Raw genomic sequence first — 26,906 nt, forward strand, 5'->3', positions numbered from 1 at the left:
GGAAGAGAACGCAGAGATGATCGTCCGTTCCCTGAAGGACATCGAAGGCACCGACCGCGACATCGCCGCCGAGAGCGGCACCTGGCGCAGCAAGCGCATCGTCCTGGCCCGTGAGGGCGTCGGCTTCTCCGTGCACGAGACCGTGATGTACGCGGGCACCGAGACCTCCATGTGGTACGCGAACCACATCGAGGCCGTCCTCTGCGTCGAGGGCGAGGGCGAACTGACCAACGACGAGACCGGCGAGACGCACTGGATCTCCCCCGGCACGCTCTATCTCCTCGACGGCCACGAGCGGCACACGATGCGACCGAAGACCGATCTGCGCTTCGTCTGCGTCTTCAACCCGCCGGTCACCGGCCGCGAGGAGCACGACGAGAACGGTGTCTACCCCCTGCTGACGGAAGGAGTCTGAGATGACGACGACGATGACGACACAGCCGGCCGACCTGTACCCGACCCGGGGCGCCACCGAGCTGGTGAGCCCGCGCCAGGACCCCGTCGTCTGGGGCGAGTCCGCGGCGGCCGACCTGCGCGGCTACGAGCGGGACGGCTTCCTGACGGTCGACCAGCTGATCACGCCGACCGAGGTGAAGACCTACCGCGCCGAGCTCGACCGGCTGCTCGCCGATCCCGCCGTGCGGGCCGACGAGCGGGCGGTCATCGAGCCGAAGTCCCAGGAGATCCGCTCCGTCTTCGAGGTGCACAGGCTCAGCGAGGTCTTCGCCGGACTCGTCCGCGACCCCCGCCTGCTGGACTACGCCCGCCGGATCCTCGGCTCCGACGTCTACGTCCACCAGAGCCGCGTCAACGTCAAGCCGGGCTTCGGCGCCTCCGGCTTCTACTGGCACTCGGACTTCGAGACCTGGCACGCCGAGGACGGCCTGCCCCGGATGCGTACGGTCTCCGTCTCCGTGGCCCTGACGGAGAACCACGCCACCAACGGCGGCCTGATGATCATGCCCGGCTCGCACCGCACCTTCCTCGGCTGCGCCGGCGAGACCCCCGCCGACAACTACCGGCAGTCCCTGAAGATGCAGGAGGCCGGCACGCCCTCCGACGCCGCGCTCACGGAGCTGGCCGCGCGGCACGGCATCAAGCTCTTCACCGGGCCCGCCGGCTCGGCGACCTGGTTCGACTGCAACTGCATGCACGGGTCCGGCGACAACATCACGCCGTTCCCGCGCAGCAATGTCTTCATCGTCTTCAACAGCGTGGAGAACGCCGCAGTAGAGCCCTACGCCGCCCCGGTGCGCCGACCGGAGTTCATCGGCGCCCGCGACTTCAGGCCCCTTTTTTAGCGGCGAGTTCGCCTCCGCTTTTTTAGAGGCGAGTTCGCCTCCGCTGCGCTGAGCCACTGTCGACAGTCGATCGTGCTCGCCCGCTCGTTCCTCGCGGACTGCGCGCGTTCTCCTTTTCGACAGCGGCCGCTCCGCTTTGGCTCACTCGCCGACCCGGAACCGCAGATCCCGGGTGACCGGAGCCGTCAGGCTCCGGTCACCCCTTGGTCACGCCTCGCGGTGGCCGTCCACCCGGCGCGGCAGGCCCAGCGGGTTGTCGTCGCGCAGCTCGGCCGGGAGGAGGGCCGCGGGGGCGTCCTGGTAGACGACGGGGCGGAGCCAGCGCTCGATGGCGGTGCCGCCGACGGAGGTGGAGGTGGAGGTGGTGGCGGGGTAGGGGCCGCCGTGGTGCATGGCGGGGGCGACGGCGACGCCGGTGGGCCAGCCGTTGACGACGACGCGGCCGGCGAGGGGGGTGAGGCGGGCGAGGAGGTCGGCGCCGGGGCCGTCGCCGGAGGCCTCGGCCTCGCTGATGTGGGCGGTGGCGGTGAGATTGCCGGGGAGGCGGCCGAGGACGGCCTCGACCTCGCCGGGGGTGGCGTAGCGGGCCACGACGGTGACGGGGCCGAAGCACTCCTCCAGGAGAGTGTCGTAGTCGCCCGCCTCGGCAAGCCGGGCCGCCGGTACGGAGACGAAGCCGGGGCGTACCAGGTGCTCGCCGCCGTCGCCGGGCTCGACGGGGGCCTGGACGCCGGGGAGTTCGGCGCGTTCGCGGACGCCGGCGATGAAGTTGTCCCGCATGCGGGCGTCGAGGAGGGTGCCGGCGGGGGTGTCGGAGACGGCGCCGGTGAGGGACTTGAGCAGCCGGTCGCCCGCCTCGCCCTCCGGGGCGAGGACCAGGCCGGGCTTGACGCAGAACTGGCCGACGCCGAGGGTCAGGGATCCGGCGAGGCCGGCGCCGATCTGTTCGGCGCGCTCCTCGGCGGCGGCCTCGGTGATCACCACCGGGTTGAGGGAGCCCAGTTCGCCGTGGAAGGGGATCGGGACGGGCCGTGCGGCGGCCGCGTCGAACAGCGCCCGGCCGCCCCGTACGGAGCCGGTGAAGCCCGCCGCCGAGACCAGCGGGTGCTTGACCAGCTCGACGCCGGCCTCGAAGCCGTGCACGACCGCGACGACGTCCGCCGGGAGGCCGACCGCGACAGCGGCGCGCCGCAGCGCGTCGGCGCACAGCTCGGAGGTGGCCGGGTGGTCGGGGTGGGCCTTGACGACGACCGGGCAGCCGGCCGCCAGGGCGCTCGCCGTGTCGCCGCCGGGGACGGAGAAGGCGAGCGGGAAGTTGCTGGCCGAGTAGACGGCGACGACGCCCAGCGGGATCTTGTAGCGCCGCAGGTCGGGGCGCGGGGGCGCCAGCGACGCGTCGGCGTGGTCGATGATCACGTCGAGGAAGGCGCCCTCGTCCACGATGTCGGCGAAGGCCCGCAACTGGTAGGTGGTGCGGCCGAGTTCGCCGGTGAGCCGGCCGGGGCCGAGGGCGGTCTCGGCGTCGGCGGCCTCCAGGATGCGGGGGCCGGCCTCTTCCAGGAACTCGGCGGCGGTGCGCAGCAGCCGGGCGCGTACGGTCCGGTCGGCCAGCGCCGGGGCGGCGGCGGCCGCCGCCCGTACGACCGTGTCGATCTCCTCGGCGGTAGCTTCTACAGCGACCTGCTCCCGCTGCTTCCCGGTACGGGGATCTACGCTCCACACTGGTACAGCCATCGCGGGTGCCTCCACCTTATACTTCGTTCGATATACTGAACAGCGTCTGTAACCGTGAACTATGCTCGGGAGCCTACTTCCGGGCATCCCGGCCGAACAAGAGGGGTCGACCGATGGCTGCTGGTGACGCCGGAGCGCAGGTCAAGTCGGCGGTCCGTACCGTGGAGCTGCTGGAGTTCTTCGCCGGGAGCCCCGGCATGCACAGCCTTGCCGCCGTGCAGGAGGCGGTCGGGTACCCCAAGTCCAGCCTCTACATGCTGCTGCGCACCCTCGTCGAGCTCGGCTGGATCGAGACCGACGCCACCGGCACGCGCTACGGGATCGGCGTACGGGCCCTGCTCGTCGGCACCTCGTACATCGACGGCGACGAGGTGGTCGCGGCCGCCCGCCCGGCCCTCGACCGGCTCTCGGACGACACCAGCGAGACCATCCACCTCGCCCGCCTCGACGGCACCAACGTGGTCTACCTCGCCACCCGCCAGTCCCAGCACTATCTGCGGCCCTTCACCCGCGTCGGCCGCCGCCTCCCCGCCCACTCGACCTCCCTGGGCAAGGCGTTGCTCGCGACGTACTCCGACGAGCAGGTCCGCAAGCTGCTGCCGGAGACCCTGGACCCGCTGACCGAGCACACCCACACCGACCGCGAGAAGCTCATCCTCGAACTCCAGCAGATCCGCGAGCAGGGCTACGCGATCGACCGCGAGGAGAACACCCTCGGCCTGCGCTGTTACGGCGTCGCGATCCCCTACCGCACCCCCGCCCGGGACGCCATCAGCTGCTCGGTGCCGGTGGCCCGGCTGACCCCGGCACACGAGCAGATGATCAAGGACGCGCTCTTCGACGCCCGCGACCGGCTGACGCTGGCCACGCGGCGGCTCTGACGCCTCAGCTCTGACGCCGCGACTCTGACGCCTCAGCGGTGGCCGAACCACCTCATCGCCGGCAGCGCCCTGTCGGCGTAGTCGAACAGCGCCTGGTTCTCCCACGCGTCGCCCGATGACGGGTCGGCGGGGTCCCAGCCGTTGCCGGTGACGGCGGTCCAGGTCGGCTCCCAGTAGAAGACGCCCAGGCCCAGGCCCTTCGGGACGGCCTCGACGACGTTCATGATGTCCCGCAGGTTCGCCGCCTGCCCGGCGGGAGTGGCCGGGTAGCCGGAGACGAGCTGCGAGGAGGTCGCGATGTTGTTCTCCAGGGCGTCGTCGTTGTCGAGGGTGAAGGCGTAGGCGGTCTCGGCGACGAAGACCGGCTTGCCGTAGCGGGAGGCCATGTCGTCGAGGGTGGCCTGCAAATCGTTCAGCGCACCGTGCCAGTAGCTGTAGTACGACAGGCCGATGACGTCGAAGGGCACCTCGTACGAGACGACGTTGTCGAAGAACCAGCGGGCGCCCCCGTCGTCCCCGGCGTTGGCCAGGTGGAGGGCGACCTTGGTGGAGCGGCTGACCGCCTTGGCCGCCTCGGCGCCGGAGGTGAGCAGGGCGGCGAGGCCGGGCCAGTTGTCCCAGCGGCCGTCGGGCCAGAGGAGGCCGCCGTTGATCTCGTTGCCGATCTGCACCATGTCGGCGGTGGTGCCCTGCGCCTTGAGTGCGTGCAGGACGTCGTACGTGTGGTGGTAGACGTCGGCCTTGAGCTGGGCGAAGGTGTCGGAGGCCCAGGCGGCGGGCTTGTTCTGCTTGCCGGGGTCGGCCCAGGCGTCCGAGTAGTGGAAGTCGATCAGCAGGCCCATGCCGAGACGCTTGGCGCGCTTGGCCATGGTCAGGACGTGGGCCTTGTCGTTGTAGCCGTCGGCCGGGTCGACCCACACCTTGAGGCGGGCGTAGTTCATCCCGGCGGAGCCCAGGATGGTCAGCGCGTCGCCGGCGGTTCCGTTGCCGTACCGGTAGACACCGCCGTAGTCCTCGGTCTTCGCCAGGGTGGAGACATCGGCGCCCTTGACAGCGAGGCCCGTCAGGCCCGGGGTCAGGGTGACGTCGTCGACGTTGATCCAGTTGCCCGCGTCGGCGTCGGAGACGATGCCCACGGTGAGCCGGTGGCCGGTCACCTTGACGGAGGTGACGAGCCGGACCCAGCCGCCGTTGGGGGTGGGCGGCAGGTCGGTGCGCTCCTCGCGGCCCCCGGAGCCCTTCAGTACCAGGTAGGCGGACTTCTGGCCGCCGGAGGAGCGGACCCAGGCGGTGAGGGTGTGGTGGCCGTTCGCCAGGCCGGTCAGCCGCTGGTACGTCTCGACCTGGTAGGCGGCCGGCGACCAGTGCGTGAGCCGGTACGAGCCGGAGTGACCGCCGGCCTCGGTGTAGGAGGCGTTGTCCTGGCCCGGGGCGTTCCGGGTGCTCCAGCCCGCGGGGGTCGCGGTGCCGGTGCCGTCGGCCTCGAAGTCGCCGTTGGCGAGCGAGTTGGTGGCGGCGTAGGCGGACTGGGCGGGCAGTGCGGTGACTCCGGCCGCTATGAGCGGCACCGCGAGGGAGCCGGTCAGGATCGTACGTCTCGAAGGGCTCGAAGGGCTCGAAGGGCTCGAAGGGCTTGAGGGGCTAGAGGGTCTTGAGGGGAGCATCGACGTCGTCCGTTCAACAGGGGAGTGAGGATCGGTGGTTGGGGGCGGGGCGGCGCCGCGGCCCCCGAGCTGCGCGGCGCCGCCGGTCGGTGTCAGCGGTGGCCGAACCAGCTCATCGCCGACGTCGCCTTGTCGCTGTAGTCGAACAGCGCCTGGTTCTCCCAGCCGTTGCCCGAGGTCGAGTCCGTGGGATCCCAGCCGTTGCCGGTGACGGCGGTCCAGGTGGCCTCCCAGTAGAAGACCCCGAGGCCACGGCCGTTGGGGACGGCCTCCACGATGTTCATCACGTCGCGGAACCACGCCGCCTGGCCCGCCTGCGTGGCCGGGTAGCCGGAGACCAACTCGCCGCTGGTGTCGATGATGTTGGTGAACGAGTCGTCGCTGTCGAGCCGGAAGGGATAGGCCGTCTCGGCGATGAAGACCGGCTTGCCGTAGCGGGACGCGACGTCGTCGAGAGTGGTCTGCGCCGCGGCGAGCGATCCGTGCCAGTAGCCGTAGTACGACAGGCCGATCACGTCGTAGTTGATCCCGTACGTGGCCGCGTTGTCGAACCACCAGCGGACGGTGGAGTCGTCACCGGCGTTGGCCAGATGCAGCGCGACCAGGGTGCTGGAGGAGACCGCCTTCGCCGCGCTGTAGCCGGAGTTGATCAACCCGGCGAGCTGCGACCAGTTGTCGGTCGACCCCTCGGACCAGAGCATGCCGGCGTTGATCTCATTGCCGATCTGCACCATGTCGGCTGTCGTGCCCTGCGCCTTGAGGGCGTTGAGGACGTCGTACGTGTGGTTGTAGACGTCGGTCTTCAGCTGGCTGTACGTATGGCCGGACCAGGCGGCCGGCTTGGTCTGCGCGCCGGGGTCGGCCCAGATGTCGGAGTAGTGGAAGTCGACAAGGAGCTTCATGCCCTGGGCCTTGATGCGCGTGGCCATGGCCAGGACCCGGGCCTTGTTGTTGTAGCCGTCGGCCGGATTGACCCACACCTTGAGGCGGGCGTAGTTCATGCCGGCGGACTTCAGGATGGCGAGCGCGTCGCCGGTGGTGCCGGAGCTGGTCTTGTAGACGCCGCCCTTCGCCTCGCTCTTGGCGAGGGAGGAGATGTCGGCGCCCTTGATGCTGAGGCCCGTCGAGCCGGAGGCGAAGGTCAGGTCGTCGACGTTGAGCCAGTTGCCCGCGTTGGCATCGGAGTTGATGCTGATCGTGCACTGGTTGTTCGTCACCGCGATCGAGGTGACGATCCGCACCCACGAGCTCGCGCTCACCGGCAGGTCCGTGCGCTGCTCGCTGCTGCCGCAGCTCTTGAGGGCCAGGTAGGCGGAGTTCTGGCCGCCGCCCGAACGCACCCAGGCGGTGAGTGTGTACGTGCCGTTCGTCAGCCCCGACAGGTACTGGTACGTCTCCACCTTGTACGCGGACGAGGACCAGTGCGTCAGCCGGTACGAGCCGGAGTGGCCGCCCGACTCGGTGTACGAGGCGCTGTTCTGGCCGGCGGCCGAGTAGGTGGACCAGCCGGTCGGAGTGGCGGTCGCGGCACCGTTGGACTCGAATCCGCCGTTGGTGAGCGTACTGGCGGCTGCCGCCGGCTGGGCCGGGGCGAGGGTGAGCCCGATGGCGGCGATCACGGGTATCGCCAGGGCGCGGGCCAGCGCGCGCGTGAGCGTGCGTCTCGCGTGGAACATCGTTGTCCCTTCGATGAACCTATGGGTGGGGTGGGGCGGCGCCGTCCCCTCCGCGTACGCGAAGACGCCGCCCCGGCCGGCCGGCTGACCTCCCGGGTCAGGCGGCCGGAGTCAGTAGGGCCCTAGCTGTCCGCGCGCACCACGCGGACCGAGCCCGGCGGCACCGCCAGCACGCCGGCCGCCCGCTCGCCGGTGAGCACTTCGGTGCCGGCGGCACTGAGCGGGACCTTGACCTCGGTGGCGGTGTGGTTGATCACGAAGACGTACGAGCCGTGCTCTCCGGTGCGCCGCACCACCTCGACGTCGCGCGGCAGGTCGTCGCGGGGGCTGATCCCGGCGTCGGCGGCTGCGGCGGCGAGCACGGTGTCGAGGGCTTCGGGGGCGAGCCGGGTGGAGATGTACCAGGCGGTGCCCTGGCCCAGCTCGTACCGGGTGACGGCCGGGCCTCCGGCGGCGGGGCCGTCGGCGTAGGTCCAGACGGCATCGGCGCCACGGGGGACGACGAACTCCGTCCAGACGTCGGCCGGCAGTTCGGAGCCGTCGGCCGCCTCGATGCGGACCTGCTCACCGGCGAGCAGCGGCGACCACTCCTCCACGGTCAGCCCGAGCACCTCGCGCAGGGCGCCGGGGTAGGCGCCGGGGTGGACGGTGTCGTGCTCGTCGACGATGCCGGAGAAGTACGAGACGACGAGGGTGCCGCCGCCCTCGACGTAGGCACGCAGCTTCTGGCCGACGGCCTCGGTGGCGAGGTAGAGCGCGGGCACGACGACCAGGGGGTAACCGGACAGGTCGGCTTCGGGGTGGGCGAAGTCGAGGGTGAGGTGCCGGTCGTAGAGCGCCTCGTAGAAGCTGTCGGCGCGCTCGCGGGCGTCGTGGTCGACGCTGGGCCGCCAGTCCAGCGACTGCGCCCACCAGGACTGCCAGTCCCAGAGCATGGCGGCGTCGGCGACGGTGCGGCTGCCGTGGACGTCGGCGAGCGCGCCGATGTCCGCGCCGAGGGCGACCACCTCGTGCCAGACGCGGCTGTCGGTGCCTGCCTGCGGAAGCATCGCGGAGTGGTACTTCTCGGCCCCGTACCGGGACTGCCGCCACTGGAAGAACATCGCGCCCTCCGATCCGCGGGCCACGTGCGCCAGGCTGTTGCGGGCCATCTCGCCGGGGCGCTTGGCGGGGTTGCGGGGCTGCCAGTTGATGCCGCTGGGCGAGTGCTCCAGCAGCAGCCAGGGGCCGCCGCCGGCGACCGAGCGGCTGAGGTCGGCGGCCATGGCGAGGTTGACGTGGGTGCGGCGGCCGTCGGTGATCAGGTAGTGGTCGTTGGTGACGAAGTCGACCTCGCGGCCCCAGGCCCAGTAGTCCATGGAGTCGCTCTGGCTGAGGGCGGTCATGAAGTTCGTGGTGACCGGGATGCCGGGGGCCAGGCGGTGCAGGATGTCGCGTTCGGCGATGAAGTTGCCGCGTACGGTCTCGTCGGTGAACCGCGCGAAGTCGAGCTGCTGGGCCGGGTTGCCGACGGAAGGGGTGGCGCGGGGTACGTCGACGTGCGCCCAGTCGCCGTAGTGCTGGCCCCAGAAGGCGGTGCCCCAGGCGGCGTTGAGGGCGTCCAGGGTCTCGTACCGGGTGCGCAGCCAGCCGCGGAACTCCGCGGCGGAGGCCTCGCAGTAGCAGGCGCTCACCGGGACGCCGTACTCGTTGTGGACGTGCCACATGGCGACGGCGGGGTGCTTGCCGTAGCGCCGGGCGAGTTGCTCGGTGATCCCGGCGGCGGCCTGCCGGTAGGCGGCCGAGCTGTGGCAGATGGCGCCGCGTGAGCCGAATCCGTACCGCACGCCCTCCTTGGTGACCGGCAGCGCGTCGGGGTGTGCGGCGTAGAACCACGCGGGCGGTACGACGGTGGGGGTGGCGAGGTCGGCGCGGATGCCGTGGGCGTGCAGCAGGTCGAGCGCCCGGTCGAGCCAGCCGAAATCGTGGACACCGGGTGCGGTTTCCAGCCGCGCCCAGGAGAAGACGCCGAGGCTGACCATGGTGACGCCGGCCTGGCGCATCAGGGCCACATCCTCCTGCCAGACCGCCTCCGGCCACTGCTCGGGGTTGTAGTCACCGCCGTAGGCAAGACGCGACATCGAATCTCCTTTGGGAACGTGCACAGTCACCTGATCGGTAACCCGGCCTAGATAACCGCATGGCAACAAGCATTGACAAGTGTCCGGAAAGTTTCTCTATTGTGAACGCCACAGCGTCACTGTGAACGATCACAGCGCCCTCGCCAGGGGAGGAACCCCATGAACCACCGCGTCTTCGCGGCGTCCACCGCAGCCGTCATGGCAGCCGCACTGCTCGCGGGCTGCAGCTCGTCCAGCAGCAGCGACAAGGCCGACGCCGGCCCGGTCAACCTCACCTACTGGGCCTGGGCGCCCGGTCTCGACAAGGTCGCGGCGATCTGGAACACGTCGCACCCGAACATCCACGTGACCGTGAAGAAGCAGGCGTCGGGCGACGATCTGGTCACCAAGATCATCACCGCCGCGAAGGCCCACAAGTCCCCCGACCTGGTGCAGGCCGAGTACCAGGCGCTCCCCACCCTGGTCAGCAACGACGTCCTCGCCGACATATCGGGGCAGGCCGGGGACGCCAAGTCGAGCTTCGCGGACGGCGTGTGGCAGCAGGTCACGCTCGGCTCGGACGCGGTGTACGCGATCCCGCAGGACACCGGGCCGCTGATGTTCTACTACCGCCAGGACCTGTTCAAGAAGTACAACCTGACCGTCCCCACCACCTGGGACGAGTTCGCGGCCACCGCCAAGGCGCTGAAGAAGAAGGACAGCAAGAAGTCGCTGACCACCTTCTCGGCCAACGACCCGGGCCTGTTCGCGGGTCTGTCGCAGCAGGCCGGCGCCAAGTGGTGGACGTCCAGCGGCGACAAGTGGACCGTCGGCATCGATGACGCGGCCTCCAAGAAGGTCGCCGACTTCTGGGGCGGCCTGGTCAAGGACGGCGCCATCGACAACCAGCCGATGTACACCCCGGCCTGGAACAAGGCGCTCAACACCGGCACCCAGATCGCCTGGGTCAGCGCCGTCTGGGCCCCCGGCGTGCTCACCTCCGCCGCGCCCGCCACCAAGGGCAAGTGGGCGATGGCCCCGCTCCCCCAGTGGAACGCCGGCGACAACTCCACCGGCAGCTGGGGCGGTTCCACCACCGGCGTCACCAACGACTCCTCGCACAAGGACGCGGCGGTCAAGTTCGCCACGTGGCTCAACACCGACCCGACGGCCGTGGCCGCGCTGGTGAAGAACGGCGGCATCTACCCGGCCGCCACCGAGGCACAGACCGGCGGAGCGCTCGCCAAGGCCCCCGACTTCTTCTCCAACCAGCCGGACTTCTACACCAAGGCCGCGGCGATCGCGAAGACCACCGCCGGCGCCTCCTGGGGACCCAACGTCAACGTCGCCTACAGCGCCTTCAAGGACTCCTTCGGCACGGCGGCCCAGGGCAAGTCGGACTTCGGCGCCGCGCTGAGCAGCATGCAGCAGACGACCGTCGCCGACATGAAGAAGCAGGGGTTCAAGGTCTCCTGATCATGACCTCCACCGCCATGGCCACCACGAAGGCCACCCCCGCGCGCGCGTCACGTCAGCGTGTCGCGGGGCCGCGTCTCGCGCCGTACGGCTTCCTGGTCCCCGCGACCGTCCTGTTCCTGCTCTTCTTCGCGCTGCCCATCGGCTACGCGGTCTACCTCAGCCTGCACAAGGTCCGGATCAGCGGACTCGGCCTGGGCAAGAACGCCCGCCACGAGGTCTGGGCGGGCCTGAGCAACTACACCGGCGTCCTCAGCGACACCGAACTGGTCCACGGCGCCCTGCGCATCATCGGTTACGGCGCCCTGGTGGTCCCCACCATGCTGGGGCTCGCCCTGCTCTTCGCCCTGATGCTGGACGCCAACCGGACCCGGCTGCGCGGCTTCTCCCGGCTCGCGATCTTCCTTCCGTACGCGGTCCCCGGCGTCGTCGCCGCCCTGCTGTGGGGCTTTCTGTACCTGCCCACCGTGAGCCCGTTCGACTTCGTACTGGGCAAGCTGGGCCTGCCCATCCCGGACCTGCTGTCCGGCGGCGCCATGTTCGGGGCGCTCGCCAACATCGCGGTCTGGGGCGGCACCGGCTTCAACATGATCGTGATCTACACCTCGCTGCGTGCGGTGCCCACCGAGATCTACGAGGCGGCCCGGATCGACGGCTGCTCGGAGCTGCAGATCGCGCTCCGGATCAAGATCCCGACCATCGCGCCGGCGCTCGTCCTGACCTTCTTCTTCTCGATGATCGCGACCCTGCAGGTGTTCAGCGAACCGACCACCCTCAAGCCGCTGACCAACTCCATCTCCACCACCTGGAGCCCGCTGATGAAGGTCTACCAGGACGCCTTCGTACGCGGCGACATCTACTCGGCGGCCGCGACCTCCGTGGTCATCGCCGTCATCACCCTCGTGCTGTCCTTCGGCTTCCTCAAGGTCGCCAACTCCCGTACGAGCCAGGGAGAATCCCGATGAGCGCCACCACCGTCGCCCGACCCGGCCTCCGGAAGGCGTCCGGACCGGCCACCGCCCGGCGCTCCCGCCGTGCCGGGCTGCTCCCGACCGTCGTCCTGCTGCTCGGCGCCGCGTACTGCCTGCTACCGGTGGCGTGGGTGCTGGTGGCGTCCACCAAGAGCAGCAGCGATCTGTTCTCCACCTTCACCTTCCTGCCCGGCACCGGTCTCGCCCGGAACATCTCCGACCTGACGGCCTACCGCGACGGCGTCTACTGGAAGTGGATGCTCAACTCCCTCTTCTACGCGGGCTTCGGTGCGCTGCTGTCGACCGCCGTCTCGGCGGTGAGCGGCTACGCCCTGGCCAAGTACCGCTTCCGGGGCCGCGAGTCGATCTTCAACGTCCTGCTCACCGGGGTGCTCATGCCGCCGGTCATCCTCGCCATCCCGACGTACCTGCTGATGGCGAAGGCCAACCTCGCGGACAGCTACCTCTCGGTGCTGCTGCCGAGCATCCTGTCCCCGTACGGCATCTACCTCGCTCGGATCTACGCCTCCGCCGCCGTGCCGGACGACGTGATCGAGGCGGCGCGGATGGACGGGGCGACCGAGTGGGGGATCTTCCGGCGGATCGCGCTGCCGGTGATGGTGCCGGGACTGGTGACCGTCTTCCTCTTCCAGTTCGTGGCGGTCTGGAACAACTTCCTGCTCCCCTTCATCATGCTGGGCGATGACAACAAGTTCCCGGTCACCCTCGGCCTCTACACCCTGCTCCAGCAGGGCGCCTCCGCCCCTGCCCTGTACACCCTGGTGATCACCGGCGCGCTGCTGGCGATCGTCCCGCTGATCGCGCTCTTCCTGGTGATCCAGCGATTCTGGAGCCTGGACCTGCTGTCCGGGGCCGTAAAGTCCTGACGAATGCCACCGAGAGAAAGCGCCGTATGAGCCGCACCGAACGACGTCGTCCGCCCACGATCCATGACGTGGCACGCGAGGCCGGAGTCTCCCGTGGCACCGTGTCCCGCGTGCTCAACGGCGGGCACAACGTCAGCCCGGCGGCGCTCGAGGCGGTCAACGCGGCGATCCGCCGCACGGGCTATGTCGTCAACCGGCACGCCCGCAGCCTCATCACCGGGCGGTCGGACTCGGTGGGCTTCCTGCTCACCGAGCCACAGGAGCGGTTCTTCGAGGACCCGAACTTCAATGTGCTGCTCCGCGGCTGCACGCAGGCGCTGGCCGCCCACGACATCCCGCTGCTGCTCATGATCGCCGGCACCGAGGCCGAGCGGCGGCGCATAACGCGGTACATCACCGGCGGCCACGTCGGCGGCGTCCTGCTGGTCTCCAGCCACTCCGGCAACCCCATGGCCGAGCGCCTGGAGAAGGCCGGCGTGCCGGTCGTCGCGTGCGGCGAGCCCCTGGGGCAGAGCCGGGCGATCGCGTACGTCGCCGTCGACGAGCGCGGCGGCGCCCACCAGATGGTCCGGCACCTCGCCGGGTCCGGCCGCCGCCGGATCGCCATGATCACCGGCCCGCTGGACACGCCCGGCGGTGTCCAGCGGCTCGCCGGCTACCGCGAGGAGCTGGCGGCCGCCGGCCTCGAGGCCGACGAGCGGCTCGTCGCCGAGGGCGACTACAGCCGCGCCAGCGGCGAGGCGGCCATGGCCACCCTCCTCGAGCACGCCCCGGACCTCGACGCCGTCTTCGTCGCCTCCGACCTCATGGCCCAGGGCGCACTCACCGCCCTCGACCACGCCGGCCGCCGCGTCCCCGAAGACGTCGCCGTCGGCGGCTTCGACGACTCCCCCGCCGCCCTCGGCACCCGGCCCCCACTGACCACCATCCGCCAGCCCTGGTCCCGCATCAGCGCCGAAATGGTCCGCGTCCTGCTGGCCCGCATAGCGGGCGAGGAACCCTCCGCGGTGATCCTCCCGACGGAGCTGGTCCGCCGCGAGTCGGCCTGAGCGGCGGCCCGGGAAATGGCTGGAGACGGCGCGGCGGCGCCCGTAGCATCGGGCAATGCCGAAGCCCGGATATCCCGCGTATCCCAGCAAGCCCCGCCCCGGGGACCGCGTTGCCGTGCTGTCGCCCGGCGCCGGGCTGCCGGAGCTGTTTCCGCAGCCGTACGAGCTGGGGCTGAGGCGCCTTACCGAGGACTTCGGGCTCGTACCGGTGGAGTACGCCACGACGCGCCGGATGGGCTCGAGTCCGAAGGACAGGGCCGCCGACATTCACGCGGCGTTCGCGGATCCGACGATCAAGGCGGTCTTCGCCAGCATCGGCGGGGATGACCAGATCACCGTGCTGCCGTATCTGGACCGGGAGTTGATCCGGGCCAACCCCAAGCCGTTCTTCGGGTGGAGCGACAACACCAACTTCCTGGCCCACCTGTGGAATTCCGGGATCGTCGGCTACTACGGCGGCGCTGTGATGGCCGAGTTCGGGCGCCCTGTCGCGATGCACCCGCTGTCCGAGAGCGCGCTGCGGGCGGCGGTGTTCACCTCGGGCGAGGAGTACGAGCTGACCTCCCCCGGCGAGACCCGGTACGTGGCCGGGCGTTGGGAGGACCCGGCGACCTTCGAGACGGCGCCGGCCATGGAGCCCGCCGACAGCTGGATCTGGCACAACGCGGACCGTGTGGTGGAGGGCGTGAGTTGGGGCGGCTGTCTGGAGATCCTCTCCTGGCTGATGATGGCGGACCGGGAAATCCTCCCGGTCGAGGAGTACACGGGCTGCGTCCTCTTCCTGGAGACGTCGGAGGAGATGCCGAGCGCCGAGGAGGTCTACCGGATCCTCCGCAACATGGGCGAGCGTGGCTTGCTCGCCCAGTTCCCGGCCGTGCTGATGGGCCGGCCACAGAGCTGGTCCTTCGAGGCTCCGCTGGCGGCGGAGGAGCGTGAGGCCTACTCGGCGAAGCAGCGCGAGGCCGTCCTCCGCGCCCTCAAGGAGTACGCCCCCGACACCCTCGCCGTCTTCGACGTCGACCTCGGCCACACCGACCCGCGCATCGTCATGCCGTACGGCGGCCGGGTGCGGGTGGACGGGCCGGCGCGGCGGATCTTCGTCACCTACTGACCTGTACTCACGCCCAGGCTGGGGGCGCCCCCGGCACGACGGACGGAGTCCGGCGCAGCCGTCCCGAAGCCTGCGAAGCAGCGCGAGGGCGGCGTGAAAGATCGGGACGGGCCGGCGCGGCGGATCTTCGTGACGTACTGAGGCGACGCCGCACCCCGAACCCCGGGTTGTCCCCGGGGCTTTGCCGGAGGCCGGGGTGCGGCGCCGTGCCTAGCGTTGGGGGCATCGAACCGGATTCACCGGTCGAGGGAAAGGACGCCATGGGACCGAACGACGCCCAGATCGTACGAGTGTTCAGCCGTGAGCCGAAGGGCTCGATCGCCGATGTGACCCTGGATTCCCACACGGACGCCGAGATCGTGATCGACGCCGAAGCGGGCGGGACACTCCACCAGAACCAGGGCGCGTACTGCGTCACCCTCGTCGTCCGGGACCTCACCGACGGCAGCATCATCCCCGCGAAGGTCCAGGGCGCGACGAAGGCCGGAGAGGTCGAAGGACACTTCGCCGACCAGCACTGGATGAACCCGGCGGCCAACTTCTCGTTCACCGTGAGCAAGGCCGAACTGGCCAAGCGCAAGGGCCACCTGGCCGAGGCGTACGGCGCCGTGAGCTACGGCAGCCAGACCCCCGGCGCGACGCTGGCGCTCAGCCAGCCGTTCCTGATCCAGAAGTAATCTGCTCGACGAGGCCCATCCGGGAACCGATGCCGAGCTTCGCGTAGGCATGGCTGAGGTGGTACTCGACAGTCTTGACGCTCAGGATCAGTTCGCGGGCGACCTGGCGGTTCGTCAGCCCGGTCGCCGCGAGCTGCGCGACAGCGTGCTCCTGAGGGGTGAGGCCGTCCCGGGGCGGCGACGCGGGGGCGCCGTCGGGGCGGACCCCGCAGACGGCCAGTTCGCGGTCGCAGGTCTTCAGGAAAGGTACGGCGCCCAGTTCCGCCAGCAGCACCCGCGCCTCGCGCAGGTGCTGTTTTGCCGTGGTGCGGCGGCCGGCGCGGCGGAGGAAGACGCCGAAGTCGAGTTCCGCCCGGGCCCGGTGGAAGGGGTAGCCGGCTCGCACCGCGTGCTCGATCCCCTCCGCGTAGGCGTCCTGCGCGGCTTTGGGCTCGTGGCGGGCCGCGTGCAGGTTGCCGCGGACCCGGCAGGCGGCCGACAGGTCCGAGTGGCAGCCACCGGCGAGGGCCAGTTCCTCGAACACCGCGAGCACGGCTTCGGCCTCGTCGTACGCCTCGCACGCCACCAGCGCGTCGGCCAGCAGGTCCCGCCAGAGGAAGCAGCCCGGCGCGTTCACGGCGTGCGTCAGGTCGCAGGCCGTCAGGGATCGCAGTACGGCGACGGCTTCCGCCGGCTCGCCGCGGACCGTGGCGAGGAGGGCCTGGGCACGGGCCGCGTGGAAGTGAGCCGAGTCGGTGCTGTCCGTGTGGTCGGGGGACGCCCGCGCGATACGCACATGCCTGGCCGCCCGGTCGAAGTCGCCGCGGGCCGTGAGCACGACGGCGGCCTCCGCGTGCAGCATGGGGGCGAACCAGAGCTGACTGCCGTCGATGGCGATCGAGGACGCGAACTCCAGGTGCGTCACCGCCTCGTCCCAGCGCCCCAGCCGGTATTCGGCCTGGCCGAGGAGCGTCACCGCGAGCACCCGCATCGGCCCCGGCCCCTGCCGTAACACGACCGTCGCCGCCTGGAGTTCGCTGTGGCCGACGGCGAGCCGGTCCGACCACAGGTGCAGCATCCCTCGGCCGAGCAGCAGGTCGGCGTCCTCCCGCGGTACGAGTGCCGGTGCGGGCAGACGGTCGGTGCGGGCCAGCCCCTCCTCGCCCGCGCCGCTCAGGCCGAGTGCGATCAGATGGCAGTAGCGCAGCAGGCCGCTGCCGGACCCGCCGTCCGATGCCCGCAGGGCGGTCTCGGCCCATTCCCTGGCCAGAGCGCCGTGCCCGCGCAGCAGCTCCGCGTAGGCCAGTCGCGCCGCGATCCGGGCGGCGAGTGCGGGATCCGCGCCGGGGCCGTCGAGCCGCCACGCCTCGTCGAGAAGGGTGGCGCCACGGGAGTTGTGGCCCTGTACGACGGCCACGTAGCCCTCCGCGTACCGACGGGCCGCGGGGGGCGTACCGGCCGGCAGCGCCTCGACCAGGCCGACGGCCTCGTCGACCCGGCCGTCCATCAGCAGCGCCTCCACGGCCTCGACGGCGAGCCGGCCGCGCTCGGCGCCCGGCACGGCGAGCCGCGACGCGTCGTGGAGCAGGGTCGCCGCCTCCGCCCACAGGCCGCCACGGGCGCGGGGGCGGGCGTGGTGGGCGAGTTCGGCGGCGAGCCGGGCGTCCGGCCCGTGGGCGGCGAGTACCCGGTGGTGCAGCCGGGTGAACTCCCCGTCCGCCGTCTCCGCGGCCCTTGTGTGGAGTTCGGTCCGCCGGGCCGGCCCCAGCTCGTGGTAGACGGCCGCGCGCACCAGGAGGTGCGGGAAGGCCACCATGGTCGCGCAGCCGTGCCGTTCCTCGTTCAACAGGCGGTGCGCCACCGCCTCGTCGAGGGCGGCGAGCATCTCGTCGTCGTCGAGCCCGGCCAGCCGGGCGGCCGCGTCCAGCGGGCACGGCGTGCCCAGCACCCCGGCCGCGCCGACGAGGTCCCGCGTGGGGCGGGCGCAGTGCGCGAGCCGGTCGAGGACGAGCAGGGTGTACGAGTGCGGGGCCGGCAGCGGCGTCGCGGTGTCGCCGAGCACGGCGTCCGGGAGCTGTTCGAGCAGGGCGCGGCAGTGCAGCGGGTTGCCCCGGGTGTGGGCGTGCAGCCGGGCGGCCGCCCCCGCCGGGAGTGGCCCGCGGCCGATCCTCACTCCGAGTTCGGTGAGTTCCGGGAGCGTCAGCCCGCCCAGCGGCATCCGTACGGTGGTGTCGTCGGCGAGGACCCGGCGCAGTCCCTCGGGCAGCCGCCGGTCATCGGCGTTCCGTACGGTCAGCACGGCCAGCAGCTGGTCGGCGCGCAGCCGCCGCAGGGCGAAGGCCAGGGCGTGGAGCGACGGCGCGTCGGCCCAGTGGATGTCGTCCACCACCAGGACGACAGGGCCCTGGCTCTGGAGTTCGCCGACCGCCTCCAGCAGCCGGGACCCGGCGGCCAGCGGATCGCCGTAGCCACGACCGTCGTCGACCAGCCGTCCCAGCACGCCGTACGGCAGCGTCGCCTCGTTCTCCGCGCCCCCGGCCGACATCACCCTGGGTACGGCCGACTCGGCGAGGAAGCGGCGTACCAGCGCGGTCTTCCCGATACCGGCCGGCCCTTCGACGACGACCAGCCGCGGCCGTCCGGCGGCGGCTTCTCCGTACAGTTGGCGGAGCAGCGCGCTTTCGGGCTTACGCCCGACGAAGTCCCCTTGTTCGCCGAGCTGTTCGGTCATGACGACCGCTCCCTACAAGTGCCTCGGTTGTGCACCGGGTGGCTGCTCCACCGTACTCCTGTGGTGGTTTGTCACCGGTTCGCCGGTCGCACCGCGCACGTGTCGGAGAAGCCCTGACTGGTCAGGCCCAGTGCGCTGTTGATGCGGGAGCGCAGGTTCTCCACCGCGACGATCGCCGTGAGTTCGACGAACGCGGGCTCCCCCAGCCGGGCGAGCAGCTTCCCTGCGAGCGCGTCGGTGACCGTGGGCTCGGTGTCGGTCATGGCCTCGGCGTACTCCATGACCCAGAGTTCCAGCTCGCCGAAGGCGTCGGCGTGGTCCCGCCACGTCGGCACCAGGCTGATCTTGTCCATCGGCAGGCCCAGTCCCTCCGCCGTCCAATGGCCGAAGTCCACGCACCAGGAGCAGCCGATCCGCGCGGCGGACACCATGACGGCCAGGTGCTTGAGCCCGGGGTCCAGGGCCTTCCACTTCACCACGGACTGCTCGAAGCGGGCGTAGGACATCAGCACCTTCGGGTTGTGGCCGATCGCCTTGCCCGGGTCGAGGACCTTGCCGTACTTGCGGCGGGAATACCACTCGGTGATGCGGATGAGGGGGGTGCGGGGCGGGTCGAGCGAGATGCGGACCATGGCGGTCGTTCCTCCTGGAAGCGGCGGGATCGTGCCTTCAGGGGTACGACGGACCGGGCCGGCCCGGATGTGACACCGCCGGTCCCAGCAAGGACAGCGCCCCGACCCGACGGACGGAGCCCGGCGCAGCCATCCGAAGCCCGAGAGGCCCCCAGGGGCCGATCGGTGCGAGGGCGGCGTCAAAAGGAGGGGCCCACTCGGTGATGCGGATGAGGGGGGTGCGGGGCGGGTCGAGCGAGATGCGGGCCATGGCGGTCGTTCCTCCTGGAGGCGGCGGGATCGTGCCTTCAGGGGTACGACGGGCCGGGCGGGCCCGGATGTGACATCGCCGGTATCAGCCAGGGTCGAGGCCTGCGGCCTGTGCGGCCGCCCGGAGCACGTCGCGCAGCATGGCCGGTGTGAGGAGGCCGGTGAAGACGTTGCGCTGGCTGACGTGGTAGCAGCCGATGAGGGTCACCGGGGCGACGCCTTCCTCGGCGGGAGCGAGGGTGACGCGGGCGCCGTGGGCGAAGGCGGGGCGGGGGCGGGAGGGGATGGTCCAGCCGGCAGTGGCGAGGGCGGGGAGGACGGCCTGCCAGCCGAAGCGGCCCAGGGCGACGACGGAGCGGGCGGTGGGGCGGAGCAGCCGCAGTTCCCGGGCGAGCCAGGGGCGGCAGGTGTCGCGTTCGGCGGGGGTGGGGCTGTTGGCGGGCGGGGCGCAGCGTACGGGCGCGGTGACTCGGACGCCGTACAGCTCCAGGCCGTCGCCGGGGCGGGTGGCGGTGGCCTGCGAGGCGAGGCCGAGGGCGTGGAGGGCCGCGTAGAGGATGTCGCCGGAGCGGTCGCCGGTGAACATGCGACCGGTGCGGTTGGCGCCGTGGGCGGCGGGCGCCAGCCCGGTGATCACCAGGGCGGCGTCCGCGGGCCCGAAGCCGGGCAGGGGCCGCCCCCAGTAGTCCCAGTCCTGGAAGGCGGGGCGTTTGACCCGGGCGACCTCCTCGCGCCAGGCCACCAGGCGGGGGCAGGCGCGGCAGTGGACGACCCGTTCGTCCAGCTGGGCCAGGGTGCCCGCCCGGGGCGCCTCGTGGGCGGGGAAGGCGGTGGCGTCGGGCATGATTCCCACCCTTTCACGCCGGATCGCCGGTCAGGAGGACATGGTCCACGCCCAGCGGTAGGTGCCGGGCCCGACGAGGTAGCGGGGCAGGGTGTCGGGGCCGCAGGAGGCGGTGCCGAGGCCGCGGTGGGCGGCGTCGAGGTGGATGACGCAGCCGGGGCGGGGGACGAGGGCGTCGTGGTGGGTGGCGGCGGCGAGGTCGGTGGCCCGGAAGCGGTTGACGCTGACCTGGCGGGGCCGGTCGAGGTGGACGGTGAGGGCGGGGCCGTCGGGGCGCGGGCCGGTGAGGGCGAAGTGGTGGACGGCGTGGCGGCCGCCGCTCTCCTGGGGGCGGAGGTAGGGGGTGAGGAGGGCGTCGACGGGGGCGTGGTGGTGGCCGACGGGGTCGGAGGAGCAGCGGTCGGGGTAGGTCTCGCCGGGGCCCTGGCCGTACCAGTCGAGGGTGTCGAAGCCGGCGACGGTTTCCAGGACGGTGCCGACCCGGGGGACGTCGGTGAGGCCTTCGGGGAGCACGGCGGTCTCCTCGATGATCAGGCCGTGCGTGAGCGGGGTGATGACCTGCTCGTGGGTGACGGTGCCGGCGCCGGTGTCGTACGCCGAGCGGATGACGACGGCCTGCCCGTCGCGCTCGACCGAGAGGGCTTTGCGTTCCGGGGCGTGCAGGCCGAGCGCTTCCCAGCGGTCGGCCATCCCGCCCCAGCGGTCGTTGTCGGTGGGGGCACGCCAGAGGCTGAGGACCGGCGGGGCGGTCAGCAGCGGATGGACGAGGAGGCCTTCGGCGTCCAGCTCGACCGGGGTGGCCCCGAGCGTGGCCCCGGCGCGGCCGAGGAGGTCGCGGCGGTCCTCGCGGAGCACGAGTTGCGGGGTGCAGACGAGGGTGCCGCGCGGTGCCCACGGCAGGTCGGCGGCGGTGGTGACGCGCAGGGTGAGGCGGAGTTCGCCGTACGGGGGCAGGTTGCTGGGCAGCGGGAGGGCCGCACTGCCGCCGGGGGCGACGTGCGGGAGCGGCGCGGGGGCGGTCCAGGCGCCGGCGTGCCATTGCGCGGTGAGCCAGGCCAGGTCGGTGAAGTGCTGGCGGTTGTGGACCAGGACCTGGCCGTCCGGGGTGCGCTCCAGGCGTAGCGGGGCGGCGAGTTCGCGGTGCTCGGCCATGGCGGGCTTGGGGGTGCGGTCGGGGAAGACCAGGCCGTCGGCGCAGAAGTTGCCGTCGTTCGGCTCGTCGCCGAAGTCGCCTCCGTACGCCCAGCGGTAGCCGGTGGCGGTGACCCCGGCGGCGTACGAACCCGTCGGGGCTCCCGGCCCGGCGGGACGCCCGTCGGTCAACCGCTGGAGGATGCCGTGGTCCCAGAACTCCCAGACGAAGCCGCCCTGCAGACCGGGCGTGGACTCGATGGCCTGCCAGTATTCGGCGAGGGTGCCGTTGCTGTTGCCCATGGCGTGCGAGTACTCGCACAGGATCAGCGGCTTGGTGTGCGGGCGGGCGGTGATCTGCTCGATGGAGGCGTACATCGGGCAGATGATGTCGCTCGCGGTCTGCGGCCTGTCCTCCCAGCGGCCGTCGTCGTCCTTGATGGCGCCCTCGTACTGGACGGGCCGGGTGGGGTCGTAGCGGCGCAGCCACCCGGCGGCGGCGTCGTGGTTGGCGCCGTAGTCGCTCTCGTTGCCCAGCGACCAGATGACGACGCTGGGGTGGTTCTTGTCGCGCAGGGCCATGCGGGCGACGCGGTCGGTGAAGGCGGCGAGGTAGCGGGGGTCGTCGGCGAGCTCGTGGGCGTGGTCGTGGGTCTCGATGTCGGCCTCGTCGACGATGTAGAGGCCGAGTTCGTCGGCGAGGTCGAGGAGGGCCGGGTCGGGCGGGTAGTGGGACGTACGGATCGCGTTGAAGCCGTACGCCTTGAGCAGGCACAGGTCGGCGCGCATGTCGTCGGGGGTGACGACGCGGCCGGTGCGGGGGTGGAAGTCGTGCCGGTTGACGCCCCGCAGGTAGACGGGCGCGCCGTTGACGAGGAGTTCGTGGCCGGCGATCTCGACCGTGCGGAAGCCGACGCGGTGGTGGGAGGTGTCGGCGATCCGGCCGTCGGGGTGGGCGAGGCGGACGGTGAGGTCGTACAGCTGCGGGGCTTCGGCCGACCACTGCCGTACGCCGGGCAGCGAGGCGGTCAGCAGGGCCTCGCCGAGAAAGTCCGAGACGCGGTCGCTCGCCACGCACGCGGCGGTGAAGTCCTGGTCCTGCCAGAGTTCGACGAAGCCCTGCGGGGTGCGCAGGAGGCCGGAGACGGTCCAGCCGGCGGGGAGGACGCCGTCGGCCTGGGTCGTACGGACCTGGACGGCCACCCCCAGCGCGCCCTCGGCGGAGGCGGTGATCCGGATGTCGGCGAGGTGCAGCGGGTCGGTGGCGTAGAGGTGGACGGGGCGGGTGATGCCGCCGTGCCACCACTGGTCCTGGTCCTCCAGATAGCTGGCGTCGGACCATTTGACGACGGTGAGGCGCAGGGTGTTGCGCTCGCCGGGGCGGGCAGCGGCGGTGATGTCGAACTCGCCCGCCAGGTGGGAGTCCTTGCCGAAGCCGACGGGGACGCCGTTGACCTCGGCGATGACGACGCTCTCGGCCGCGCCGACGTGCAGGACGATCCGGCGGCCGGCCCACTCCGCCGGGATGTCGACGTCCCGTTCGTGGACGCCGGTGGGGTTGGTGGCGGGAACGTGCGGCGGGGGCTCGGGCCAGGGCATCCGGGTGTTGGTGTACTGCGGGCGGTCGTCGACGCCGTGGAGGTCGTCGAAGTCCTGGACGGTCCAGCAGCCGGGGACGTCGAGGTAGGTCCAGCGGCGGGCGAGCGGTGCCTCGGGGTGGGGCAGCAGCTGGAACCGCCAACGGCCGTCCAGCGGCAGCCGGTCGGCCGCGGGACGGACCACGGCGTGCATGCGGTTCCGATGCAGGCTGACGCTCTCCGGGGAGTCCCAGGGCTGCGGCATGGGGTGGGGGGTCCCTTCAGTGCAGATCGGTCACGACGCCGAAGTGGTCGGAGGGCCAGACGCCGCCGACGGGGTTGGTGAAGGCGAGCCGGGTGTTCTTGGGCACGAGGTCACCGCTGCCGGGGCCGGGGCCGCTGCCTTTGCCATTGCGTACGAAGAGGTAGTCGAGGCGCTGGTCCGGCTCGTTCCACTCCCGGGCGTAGTCGTTGCGCCGGTGGAAGGTGAAGCCTTCAGTGCCGTCCCCGGCGTGGGCCCAGGCGTCGGTCCAGCCGCTGTCGGTGAGGTGGGCGATCTCGGGGGTTCCGGGGCCGGCGTTGAAGTCCCCGGCGAGGACGGGTGGCAGGCCGCTGCCGGGCGGGGCGAACTCGGCGACACGTTCGGCGATGAAGCGCACCTGCTCCAGGCGCAGCGCGCTCTCGTTCGCCTTCCAGGCCAGGTGGGTGACGAAGACCGGGAGTTCGCCCCGCGGGGTGTCCAGGCGGACGCAGAGCAGGGCCCGCGGTTCGGCGCGGTCGGCGCCGGGGAGCACCAACACCTGCTGCTCCAGCACCGGGTGGGCGCTGAGCAGGGCGTTGCCCTGGCGGAAGGCCGCCGGGGCGTACGCGACGGTGTGGCCCAGCCCGGCGGCGATCTCGTGGGCCTGGCAGCCGTCCCGGTCCCGGATGACCTCCTGGAGGGCGACCACCTCCGGGGCGAGCTGCCGCAGCTCGCCCCGGATCAGCGCCAGCCGGTCCGCCCAGGGACCGCGCCGGCACCAGATGTTGAGCGTCGCTATGCGCACGGCGTCAGCCGCAGGGTCAGCACCTGGAAGGGCCGCAGGCTCACCGCGATCCCGCCGTCCGCGTCGGGCTCGACCGGCTGCTCGCCCGCCAGCGGCCGTTCCAGCAGGTCGGTGACCTGCGCGTGTGCCACCGCGAAGCCCGGCCGCAGGGTGGTCGTGGCCCGGCCGCCCAGCGACTCGTAGAGCCTGACCACGACGTCCCCCGACCGGTCGTCGGCGAGCTTGACCGCCTCGATCGCCGCTTCCCTGCCGTCCAGGCCCACCAGCGGCCCTGCGGCCTCGGCGGCCGGGGATCCGGGGGCCACCCGCAGCGGCAGGTTGAGCGCGTAGCCGCTCTCGACGGCGTCGGCGACGGACGCGCCCGGGAGGAGCGAGTACGTCATCCTGTGGGCGCCCTGGTCCGCCGCCGGGTCGGGGCTGCGGGGCGCGCGGACGAGGCTGAGGCGCAGGGTGGTGGTCGTACCGCCGTCCTCGCGGGCGGCGCGGCCGACATCGTGGCCGTACGTCGAGTCGTTGATGACGGCCACTCCGTAGCCCGCCTCGGCGACATGTACCCAGCGGTGGCAGAAGACCTCGAACCGGGCCGCCTCCCAGCTGGTGTTGGTGTGCGTGGGCCGGAAGACGTGCCCGAACTGGATCTCGGCCGCCGAGCGGTCGGCGTGCACGTCCAGCGGGAAGGCCGCCTTGAGGATCTTCTCGGTCTCGTGCCAGTCGATCTCGGTCTCGATGTCGATGCGCGGGCTCCCCGCGCGCAGCCGCACGGTCTGCGTGATCTTCGACTTTCCGAAGCTCCGCTCGATCCGCACGGCACCGACCAGCGGGCCGCTCTCGACCACCGTGATCGCGTCGACCTCGGTGAGGTCGGTGTACTGCCGCTTGTAGTGCCGGTCGATGTCCCAGGCATCCCACTGGTTCGGCAGATCCGTGTGCAACCGCAGGAGATTGCCGCGCTCCCCCGGCGCGAGGACCTCGCGGTCGGCGGCCAGGTCCCGTACGGAGGCGAAGAGTCCTTCGTCGTCCAGCGTGAGGCGGACCAGACCGTTGTCGAGGACGCGGTCGGTGACCGTGACGGGGACCAGGGGCTGGGCGGTGGTCAGGGGGGCGGCTCCGGAGCCGGGCACCGTGGCGTAGACGGCGACGGCGCCGTCGGAGAGCGGCTGTCCGGTCAGTTCGGCTGACGCCGCGAGGTCTGCCGGGACGGCAACGACTTCCGAGCGCGGCCGGGGGCCGGCGTTGAAGACCCAGGGCGCGGCCAGGTGGCCGGGTTGTGCCCACCCGTCCCGCCCCGCGGGACGATTGCCCTCCACCTCGGCGCCCGGAAGCGCGGCTCCCGGGCCGATCGTCCCGGCCAATGCGGCTCCTGCCTCCGCGATGACCGCCTCCAGCTCCGCCCGCACCTGCGCATACGTCGCCTCGGCCTCGCGGTGCACCCAGGCGATGGAGGAGCCGGGAAGGATGTCGTGGAACTGGTGCAGCAGCACCGTCTTCCACAGGCGGTCCAGATCCTCGTACGGGTACGCGAAGCCGGCCCGCAGGGCGGCCGTGGCGGCCCACAACTCGGCCTCGCGGAGCAGATGTTCGCTGCGCCGGTTGCCGGACTTGGTGCGGGCCTGGCTGGTGTAGGTGGCCCGGTGCAGCTCGAGGTAGAGCTCGCCGGTCCAGACGGGGGCGTCGGGGTATTCGGCCTGGGCGTCGCGGAAGAAGGTGTTGGGGTCCTGGACGACGACCTTGGGGGACCCTTCCAGGTCACGCAGGCGGCGGGCCTTCTCCATCATTTCGCGGGTGGGGCCGCCGCCGCCGTCGCCGTGGCCGAAGGGGACCAGCGACCGCGTGCCGCCGCCCTTGTCGGCGTAGTTGCGGACCGCATGGGCCATCTCCTCGCCGGTGAAGACCGCGTTGTAGGTGTCGACGGGCGGGAAATGGGTGAAGACGCGGCTGCCGTCGATGCCCTCCCACCAGAAGGTGTGGTGGGGCATTCTGTTGGTCTGGTTCCAGGAGATCTTCTGGGTCAGGAACCACTTCATGCCGGCCAGCTTCGCGAGCTGCGGGTAGGCGCCGGTGTAGCCGAAGGAGTCGGGCAGCCACACCCCCTCGCACTCGACGCCGAACTCGTCGGCGAAGAAGCGCTTGCCGTGCACGAGCTGCCGGGCCAGGGCCTCGCCACCGGGCAGATTGCCGTCGGCCTCGACCCACATGCCACCGACCGGGATCCAGTTGCCGGCCTTGGCGGCGTCCTGCATCCGGGCGTAGACCTCGGGGTGGTGCTCCTTGGCCCAGGCGTACTGCTGGGCCTGGGAACAGGCGAAGACGAAGTCGGGGTAGTCGGCGGCCAGGGCCGTGACGTTGGAGAAGGTCCGCGAGGTCTTGCGTACGGTCTCGCGCAGCGGCCACAGCCAGGCACTGTCGATGTGGGCGTGGCCGACGGACGACAGGGTGTGCGCGCTGGCGTTCGCGGGCCGGGACAGCACGTCCGCCAGCTCGGCGCGGGCGGCAGCGGCGGTGGCCGGCACATCCGCGATGTCGAGGGCGTCGAGCATGCGCTCCAGGGCGCGGAGCAGCTCGTGGCGGCGCGGGTCGGAGTCGGACAGTTCGCGCATCAGCTCGGCCGCGACCTCGATGTCCAGCACCAGGTGCCAGACGTTCTCGTCGAGTACGGCGAGGTCGGCGCGGCCGAAGGTGTAGAGCGGCTCGGGGGGCGCGGTGAGCTTGTCTCCGAACGGGGTCGGCAGGAAGCCCTTGGCCAGGATGTCGGGGTTGGCGGCGGCCTCCAGCAGGAGCTCGACCGGTTCGCCGCCGGTCGCCGGGTTGGCGACGGGGACGTAGTGGTTCTGGGGCTCGATGCCCTTCACCGGGTGGCCGGCGGCGTCGTAGACCAGGGCCTCGGCCTGGTTGCCGGGCCAGTCGCCGACGAAGCCGAGGTCGAAGACGGCCTCGACGCGCCTGCCGGCCCAGTCGGCGGGGACGGTGCCGACGGCCCGGATCCAGCTGGTGGACCAGGGCCTCCCCCAGCGCTCGCCGACCGCGAACGGCCCGTACTCGGCGGCCAGGGCCTCGGCCACCGGGACCGGTTCGTCCGGGACGTGCCAGGCGGTGAGCGTCAGCGGGACCGACGCGGCGTACACAGCCGGGCGGATCCGCTGCTCCAGGGCGCGGTCGAGGCGGGCCTCCACCTGCTTGCGGTCGTCATGCAT

Annotated in this window: 19 protein-coding genes; 9 read left to right on the forward strand and 10 right to left on the reverse strand. The window is 71.7% G+C overall.

Going from position 1 to position 26,906, the window contains the following annotated elements; all coding sequences use genetic code 11:
- Positions 1 to 16: 16 nt before the first annotated feature.
- On the forward strand, positions 17 to 415 hold the full coding sequence (locus ACFXJ5_RS22870) for an ectoine synthase (protein WP_384633958.1): 399 nt from the start codon (positions 17 to 19) through the stop codon (positions 413 to 415).
- A 13-nt stretch (positions 416 to 428) separates the two neighbouring features.
- On the forward strand, positions 429 to 1,301 hold the full coding sequence (thpD, locus tag ACFXJ5_RS22875) for an ectoine hydroxylase (RefSeq protein ID WP_384634116.1): 873 nt from the start codon (positions 429 to 431) through the stop codon (positions 1,299 to 1,301).
- Positions 1,302 to 1,508: 207 nt separating this feature from the next.
- On the opposite strand, the gene ACFXJ5_RS22880 is transcribed toward thpD, so the two are convergent.
- A complete protein-coding gene (locus ACFXJ5_RS22880) occupies positions 1,509 to 3,035 on the reverse strand; it encodes an aldehyde dehydrogenase (NADP(+)) (RefSeq protein ID WP_384633961.1) in 1,527 nt (508 codons plus the stop codon).
- A 113-nt stretch (positions 3,036 to 3,148) separates the two neighbouring features.
- On the opposite strand from ACFXJ5_RS22880, the gene ACFXJ5_RS22885 reads away from it, so the two are divergent.
- Entirely contained in the window at positions 3,149 to 3,916 is a 768-nt protein-coding gene (locus ACFXJ5_RS22885; protein WP_384633964.1) for an IclR family transcriptional regulator, read from the forward strand.
- Positions 3,917 to 3,948: 32 nt separating this feature from the next.
- Here the strand turns inward: ACFXJ5_RS22885 and ACFXJ5_RS22890 are convergent, their stop codons facing one another.
- The 3 genes from ACFXJ5_RS22890 to ACFXJ5_RS22900 all read right to left on the reverse strand — a co-directional run bounded on the left by ACFXJ5_RS22890 (position 3,949) and on the right by ACFXJ5_RS22900 (position 9,376).
- On the reverse strand, positions 3,949 to 5,484 hold the full coding sequence (locus ACFXJ5_RS22890; RefSeq protein WP_384633966.1) for a glycosyl hydrolase 53 family protein: 1,536 nt from the start codon (positions 5,482 to 5,484) through the stop codon (positions 3,949 to 3,951).
- A gap of 188 nt (positions 5,485 to 5,672) precedes the next feature.
- Positions 5,673 to 7,256, reverse strand: coding sequence for an arabinogalactan endo-beta-1,4-galactanase (locus tag ACFXJ5_RS22895; RefSeq protein ID WP_384633969.1), 1,584 nt, complete (start codon positions 7,254 to 7,256; stop codon positions 5,673 to 5,675).
- A gap of 122 nt (positions 7,257 to 7,378) precedes the next feature.
- A complete protein-coding gene (locus tag ACFXJ5_RS22900; protein WP_384633972.1) occupies positions 7,379 to 9,376 on the reverse strand; it encodes a beta-galactosidase in 1,998 nt (665 codons plus the stop codon).
- A gap of 159 nt (positions 9,377 to 9,535) precedes the next feature.
- On the opposite strand from ACFXJ5_RS22900, the gene ACFXJ5_RS22905 reads away from it, so the two are divergent.
- The 6 genes from ACFXJ5_RS22905 (at position 9,536) to ACFXJ5_RS22930 (ending at position 15,526) form a co-directional block, all read left to right on the forward strand.
- Entirely contained in the window at positions 9,536 to 10,831 is a 1,296-nt protein-coding gene (locus ACFXJ5_RS22905) for an ABC transporter substrate-binding protein (RefSeq protein WP_384633975.1), read from the forward strand.
- Between the two features lie 17 nt (positions 10,832 to 10,848).
- Complete coding sequence (locus tag ACFXJ5_RS22910) at positions 10,849 to 11,796, forward strand: carbohydrate ABC transporter permease (RefSeq protein WP_384634119.1); 948 nt, start codon at positions 10,849 to 10,851, stop codon at positions 11,794 to 11,796.
- Positions 11,793 to 12,689 carry a carbohydrate ABC transporter permease gene (locus tag ACFXJ5_RS22915; protein WP_384633978.1) on the forward strand — a complete coding sequence of 299 codons (897 nt, stop codon included), beginning with the start codon at positions 11,793 to 11,795 and terminating at the stop codon, positions 12,687 to 12,689. The genes ACFXJ5_RS22910 and ACFXJ5_RS22915 overlap by 4 nt, the downstream gene beginning before the upstream one ends.
- A 26-nt stretch (positions 12,690 to 12,715) precedes the next feature.
- Entirely contained in the window at positions 12,716 to 13,738 is a 1,023-nt protein-coding gene (locus ACFXJ5_RS22920) for a LacI family DNA-binding transcriptional regulator (protein ID WP_384633981.1), read from the forward strand.
- A 55-nt stretch (positions 13,739 to 13,793) separates the two neighbouring features.
- On the forward strand, positions 13,794 to 14,849 hold the full coding sequence (locus ACFXJ5_RS22925; RefSeq protein ID WP_384633983.1) for a S66 peptidase family protein: 1,056 nt from the start codon (positions 13,794 to 13,796) through the stop codon (positions 14,847 to 14,849).
- Positions 14,850 to 15,109: 260 nt separating this feature from the next.
- Complete coding sequence (locus ACFXJ5_RS22930; protein ID WP_384633985.1) at positions 15,110 to 15,526, forward strand: hypothetical protein; 417 nt, start codon at positions 15,110 to 15,112, stop codon at positions 15,524 to 15,526.
- On the opposite strand, the gene ACFXJ5_RS22935 is transcribed toward ACFXJ5_RS22930, so the two are convergent.
- The 6 genes from ACFXJ5_RS22935 to ACFXJ5_RS22960 form a co-directional block, all read right to left on the reverse strand.
- Positions 15,498 to 18,236, reverse strand: coding sequence for an AAA family ATPase (locus tag ACFXJ5_RS22935; protein WP_384633987.1), 2,739 nt, complete (start codon positions 18,234 to 18,236; stop codon positions 15,498 to 15,500). The two genes, ACFXJ5_RS22930 and ACFXJ5_RS22935, sit on opposite strands and share 29 nt — an antisense overlap.
- A 71-nt stretch (positions 18,237 to 18,307) precedes the next feature.
- Entirely contained in the window at positions 18,308 to 18,868 is a 561-nt protein-coding gene (locus ACFXJ5_RS22940) for a carboxymuconolactone decarboxylase family protein (protein WP_384633990.1), read from the reverse strand.
- Between the two features lie 334 nt (positions 18,869 to 19,202).
- On the reverse strand, positions 19,203 to 19,961 hold the full coding sequence (locus tag ACFXJ5_RS22945; RefSeq protein WP_384633992.1) for a uracil-DNA glycosylase: 759 nt from the start codon (positions 19,959 to 19,961) through the stop codon (positions 19,203 to 19,205).
- 30 nt (positions 19,962 to 19,991) lie between these two features.
- On the reverse strand, positions 19,992 to 22,934 hold the full coding sequence (locus ACFXJ5_RS22950) for a glycoside hydrolase family 2 TIM barrel-domain containing protein (RefSeq protein WP_384633995.1): 2,943 nt from the start codon (positions 22,932 to 22,934) through the stop codon (positions 19,992 to 19,994).
- Between the two features lie 16 nt (positions 22,935 to 22,950).
- A complete protein-coding gene (locus ACFXJ5_RS22955; RefSeq protein WP_384633998.1) occupies positions 22,951 to 23,715 on the reverse strand; it encodes an endonuclease/exonuclease/phosphatase family protein in 765 nt (254 codons plus the stop codon).
- A complete protein-coding gene (locus ACFXJ5_RS22960) occupies positions 23,706 to 26,906 on the reverse strand; it encodes an alpha-mannosidase (protein WP_384634001.1) in 3,201 nt (1,066 codons plus the stop codon). The genes ACFXJ5_RS22955 and ACFXJ5_RS22960 overlap by 10 nt, the downstream gene beginning before the upstream one ends.

It is taken from the genome of Streptomyces sp. NPDC059373 (assembly GCF_042751495.1).
In the GTDB taxonomy this organism is placed as follows: Bacteria; Actinomycetota; Actinomycetes; order Streptomycetales; family Streptomycetaceae; genus Actinacidiphila.

Excerpts from the sequence above, each read along its gene's own strand:
- ACFXJ5_RS22900 (WP_384633972.1), bottom strand. The coding sequence starts at position 9,376 with ATGTCGCGTCTTGCCTACGGCGGTGACTACAACCCCGAGCAGTGGCCG.
- ACFXJ5_RS22920 (WP_384633981.1), top strand. The coding sequence starts at position 12,716 with ATGAGCCGCACCGAACGACGTCGTCCGCCCACGATCCATGACGTGGCA.
- ACFXJ5_RS22910 (WP_384634119.1), top strand. The coding sequence starts at position 10,849 with ATGGCCACCACGAAGGCCACCCCCGCGCGCGCGTCACGTCAGCGTGTC.
- ACFXJ5_RS22945 (WP_384633992.1), bottom strand. The coding sequence starts at position 19,961 with ATGCCCGACGCCACCGCCTTCCCCGCCCACGAGGCGCCCCGGGCGGGC.
- ACFXJ5_RS22940 (WP_384633990.1), bottom strand. The coding sequence starts at position 18,868 with ATGGTCCGCATCTCGCTCGACCCGCCCCGCACCCCCCTCATCCGCATC.
- ACFXJ5_RS22895 (WP_384633969.1), bottom strand. The coding sequence starts at position 7,256 with ATGTTCCACGCGAGACGCACGCTCACGCGCGCGCTGGCCCGCGCCCTG.
- ACFXJ5_RS22915 (WP_384633978.1), top strand. The coding sequence starts at position 11,793 with ATGAGCGCCACCACCGTCGCCCGACCCGGCCTCCGGAAGGCGTCCGGA.
- thpD (WP_384634116.1), top strand. The coding sequence starts at position 429 with ATGACGACACAGCCGGCCGACCTGTACCCGACCCGGGGCGCCACCGAG.
- ACFXJ5_RS22950 (WP_384633995.1), bottom strand. The coding sequence starts at position 22,934 with ATGCCGCAGCCCTGGGACTCCCCGGAGAGCGTCAGCCTGCATCGGAAC.
- ACFXJ5_RS22885 (WP_384633964.1), top strand. The coding sequence starts at position 3,149 with ATGGCTGCTGGTGACGCCGGAGCGCAGGTCAAGTCGGCGGTCCGTACC.
- ACFXJ5_RS22905 (WP_384633975.1), top strand. The coding sequence starts at position 9,536 with ATGAACCACCGCGTCTTCGCGGCGTCCACCGCAGCCGTCATGGCAGCC.
- ACFXJ5_RS22925 (WP_384633983.1), top strand. The coding sequence starts at position 13,794 with ATGCCGAAGCCCGGATATCCCGCGTATCCCAGCAAGCCCCGCCCCGGG.
- ACFXJ5_RS22960 (WP_384634001.1), bottom strand. The coding sequence starts at position 26,906 with ATGCATGACGACCGCAAGCAGGTGGAGGCCCGCCTCGACCGCGCCCTG.
- ACFXJ5_RS22930 (WP_384633985.1), top strand. The coding sequence starts at position 15,110 with ATGGGACCGAACGACGCCCAGATCGTACGAGTGTTCAGCCGTGAGCCG.
- ACFXJ5_RS22935 (WP_384633987.1), bottom strand. The coding sequence starts at position 18,236 with ATGACCGAACAGCTCGGCGAACAAGGGGACTTCGTCGGGCGTAAGCCC.
- ACFXJ5_RS22870 (WP_384633958.1), top strand. The coding sequence starts at position 17 with ATGATCGTCCGTTCCCTGAAGGACATCGAAGGCACCGACCGCGACATC.
- ACFXJ5_RS22880 (WP_384633961.1), bottom strand. The coding sequence starts at position 3,035 with ATGGCTGTACCAGTGTGGAGCGTAGATCCCCGTACCGGGAAGCAGCGG.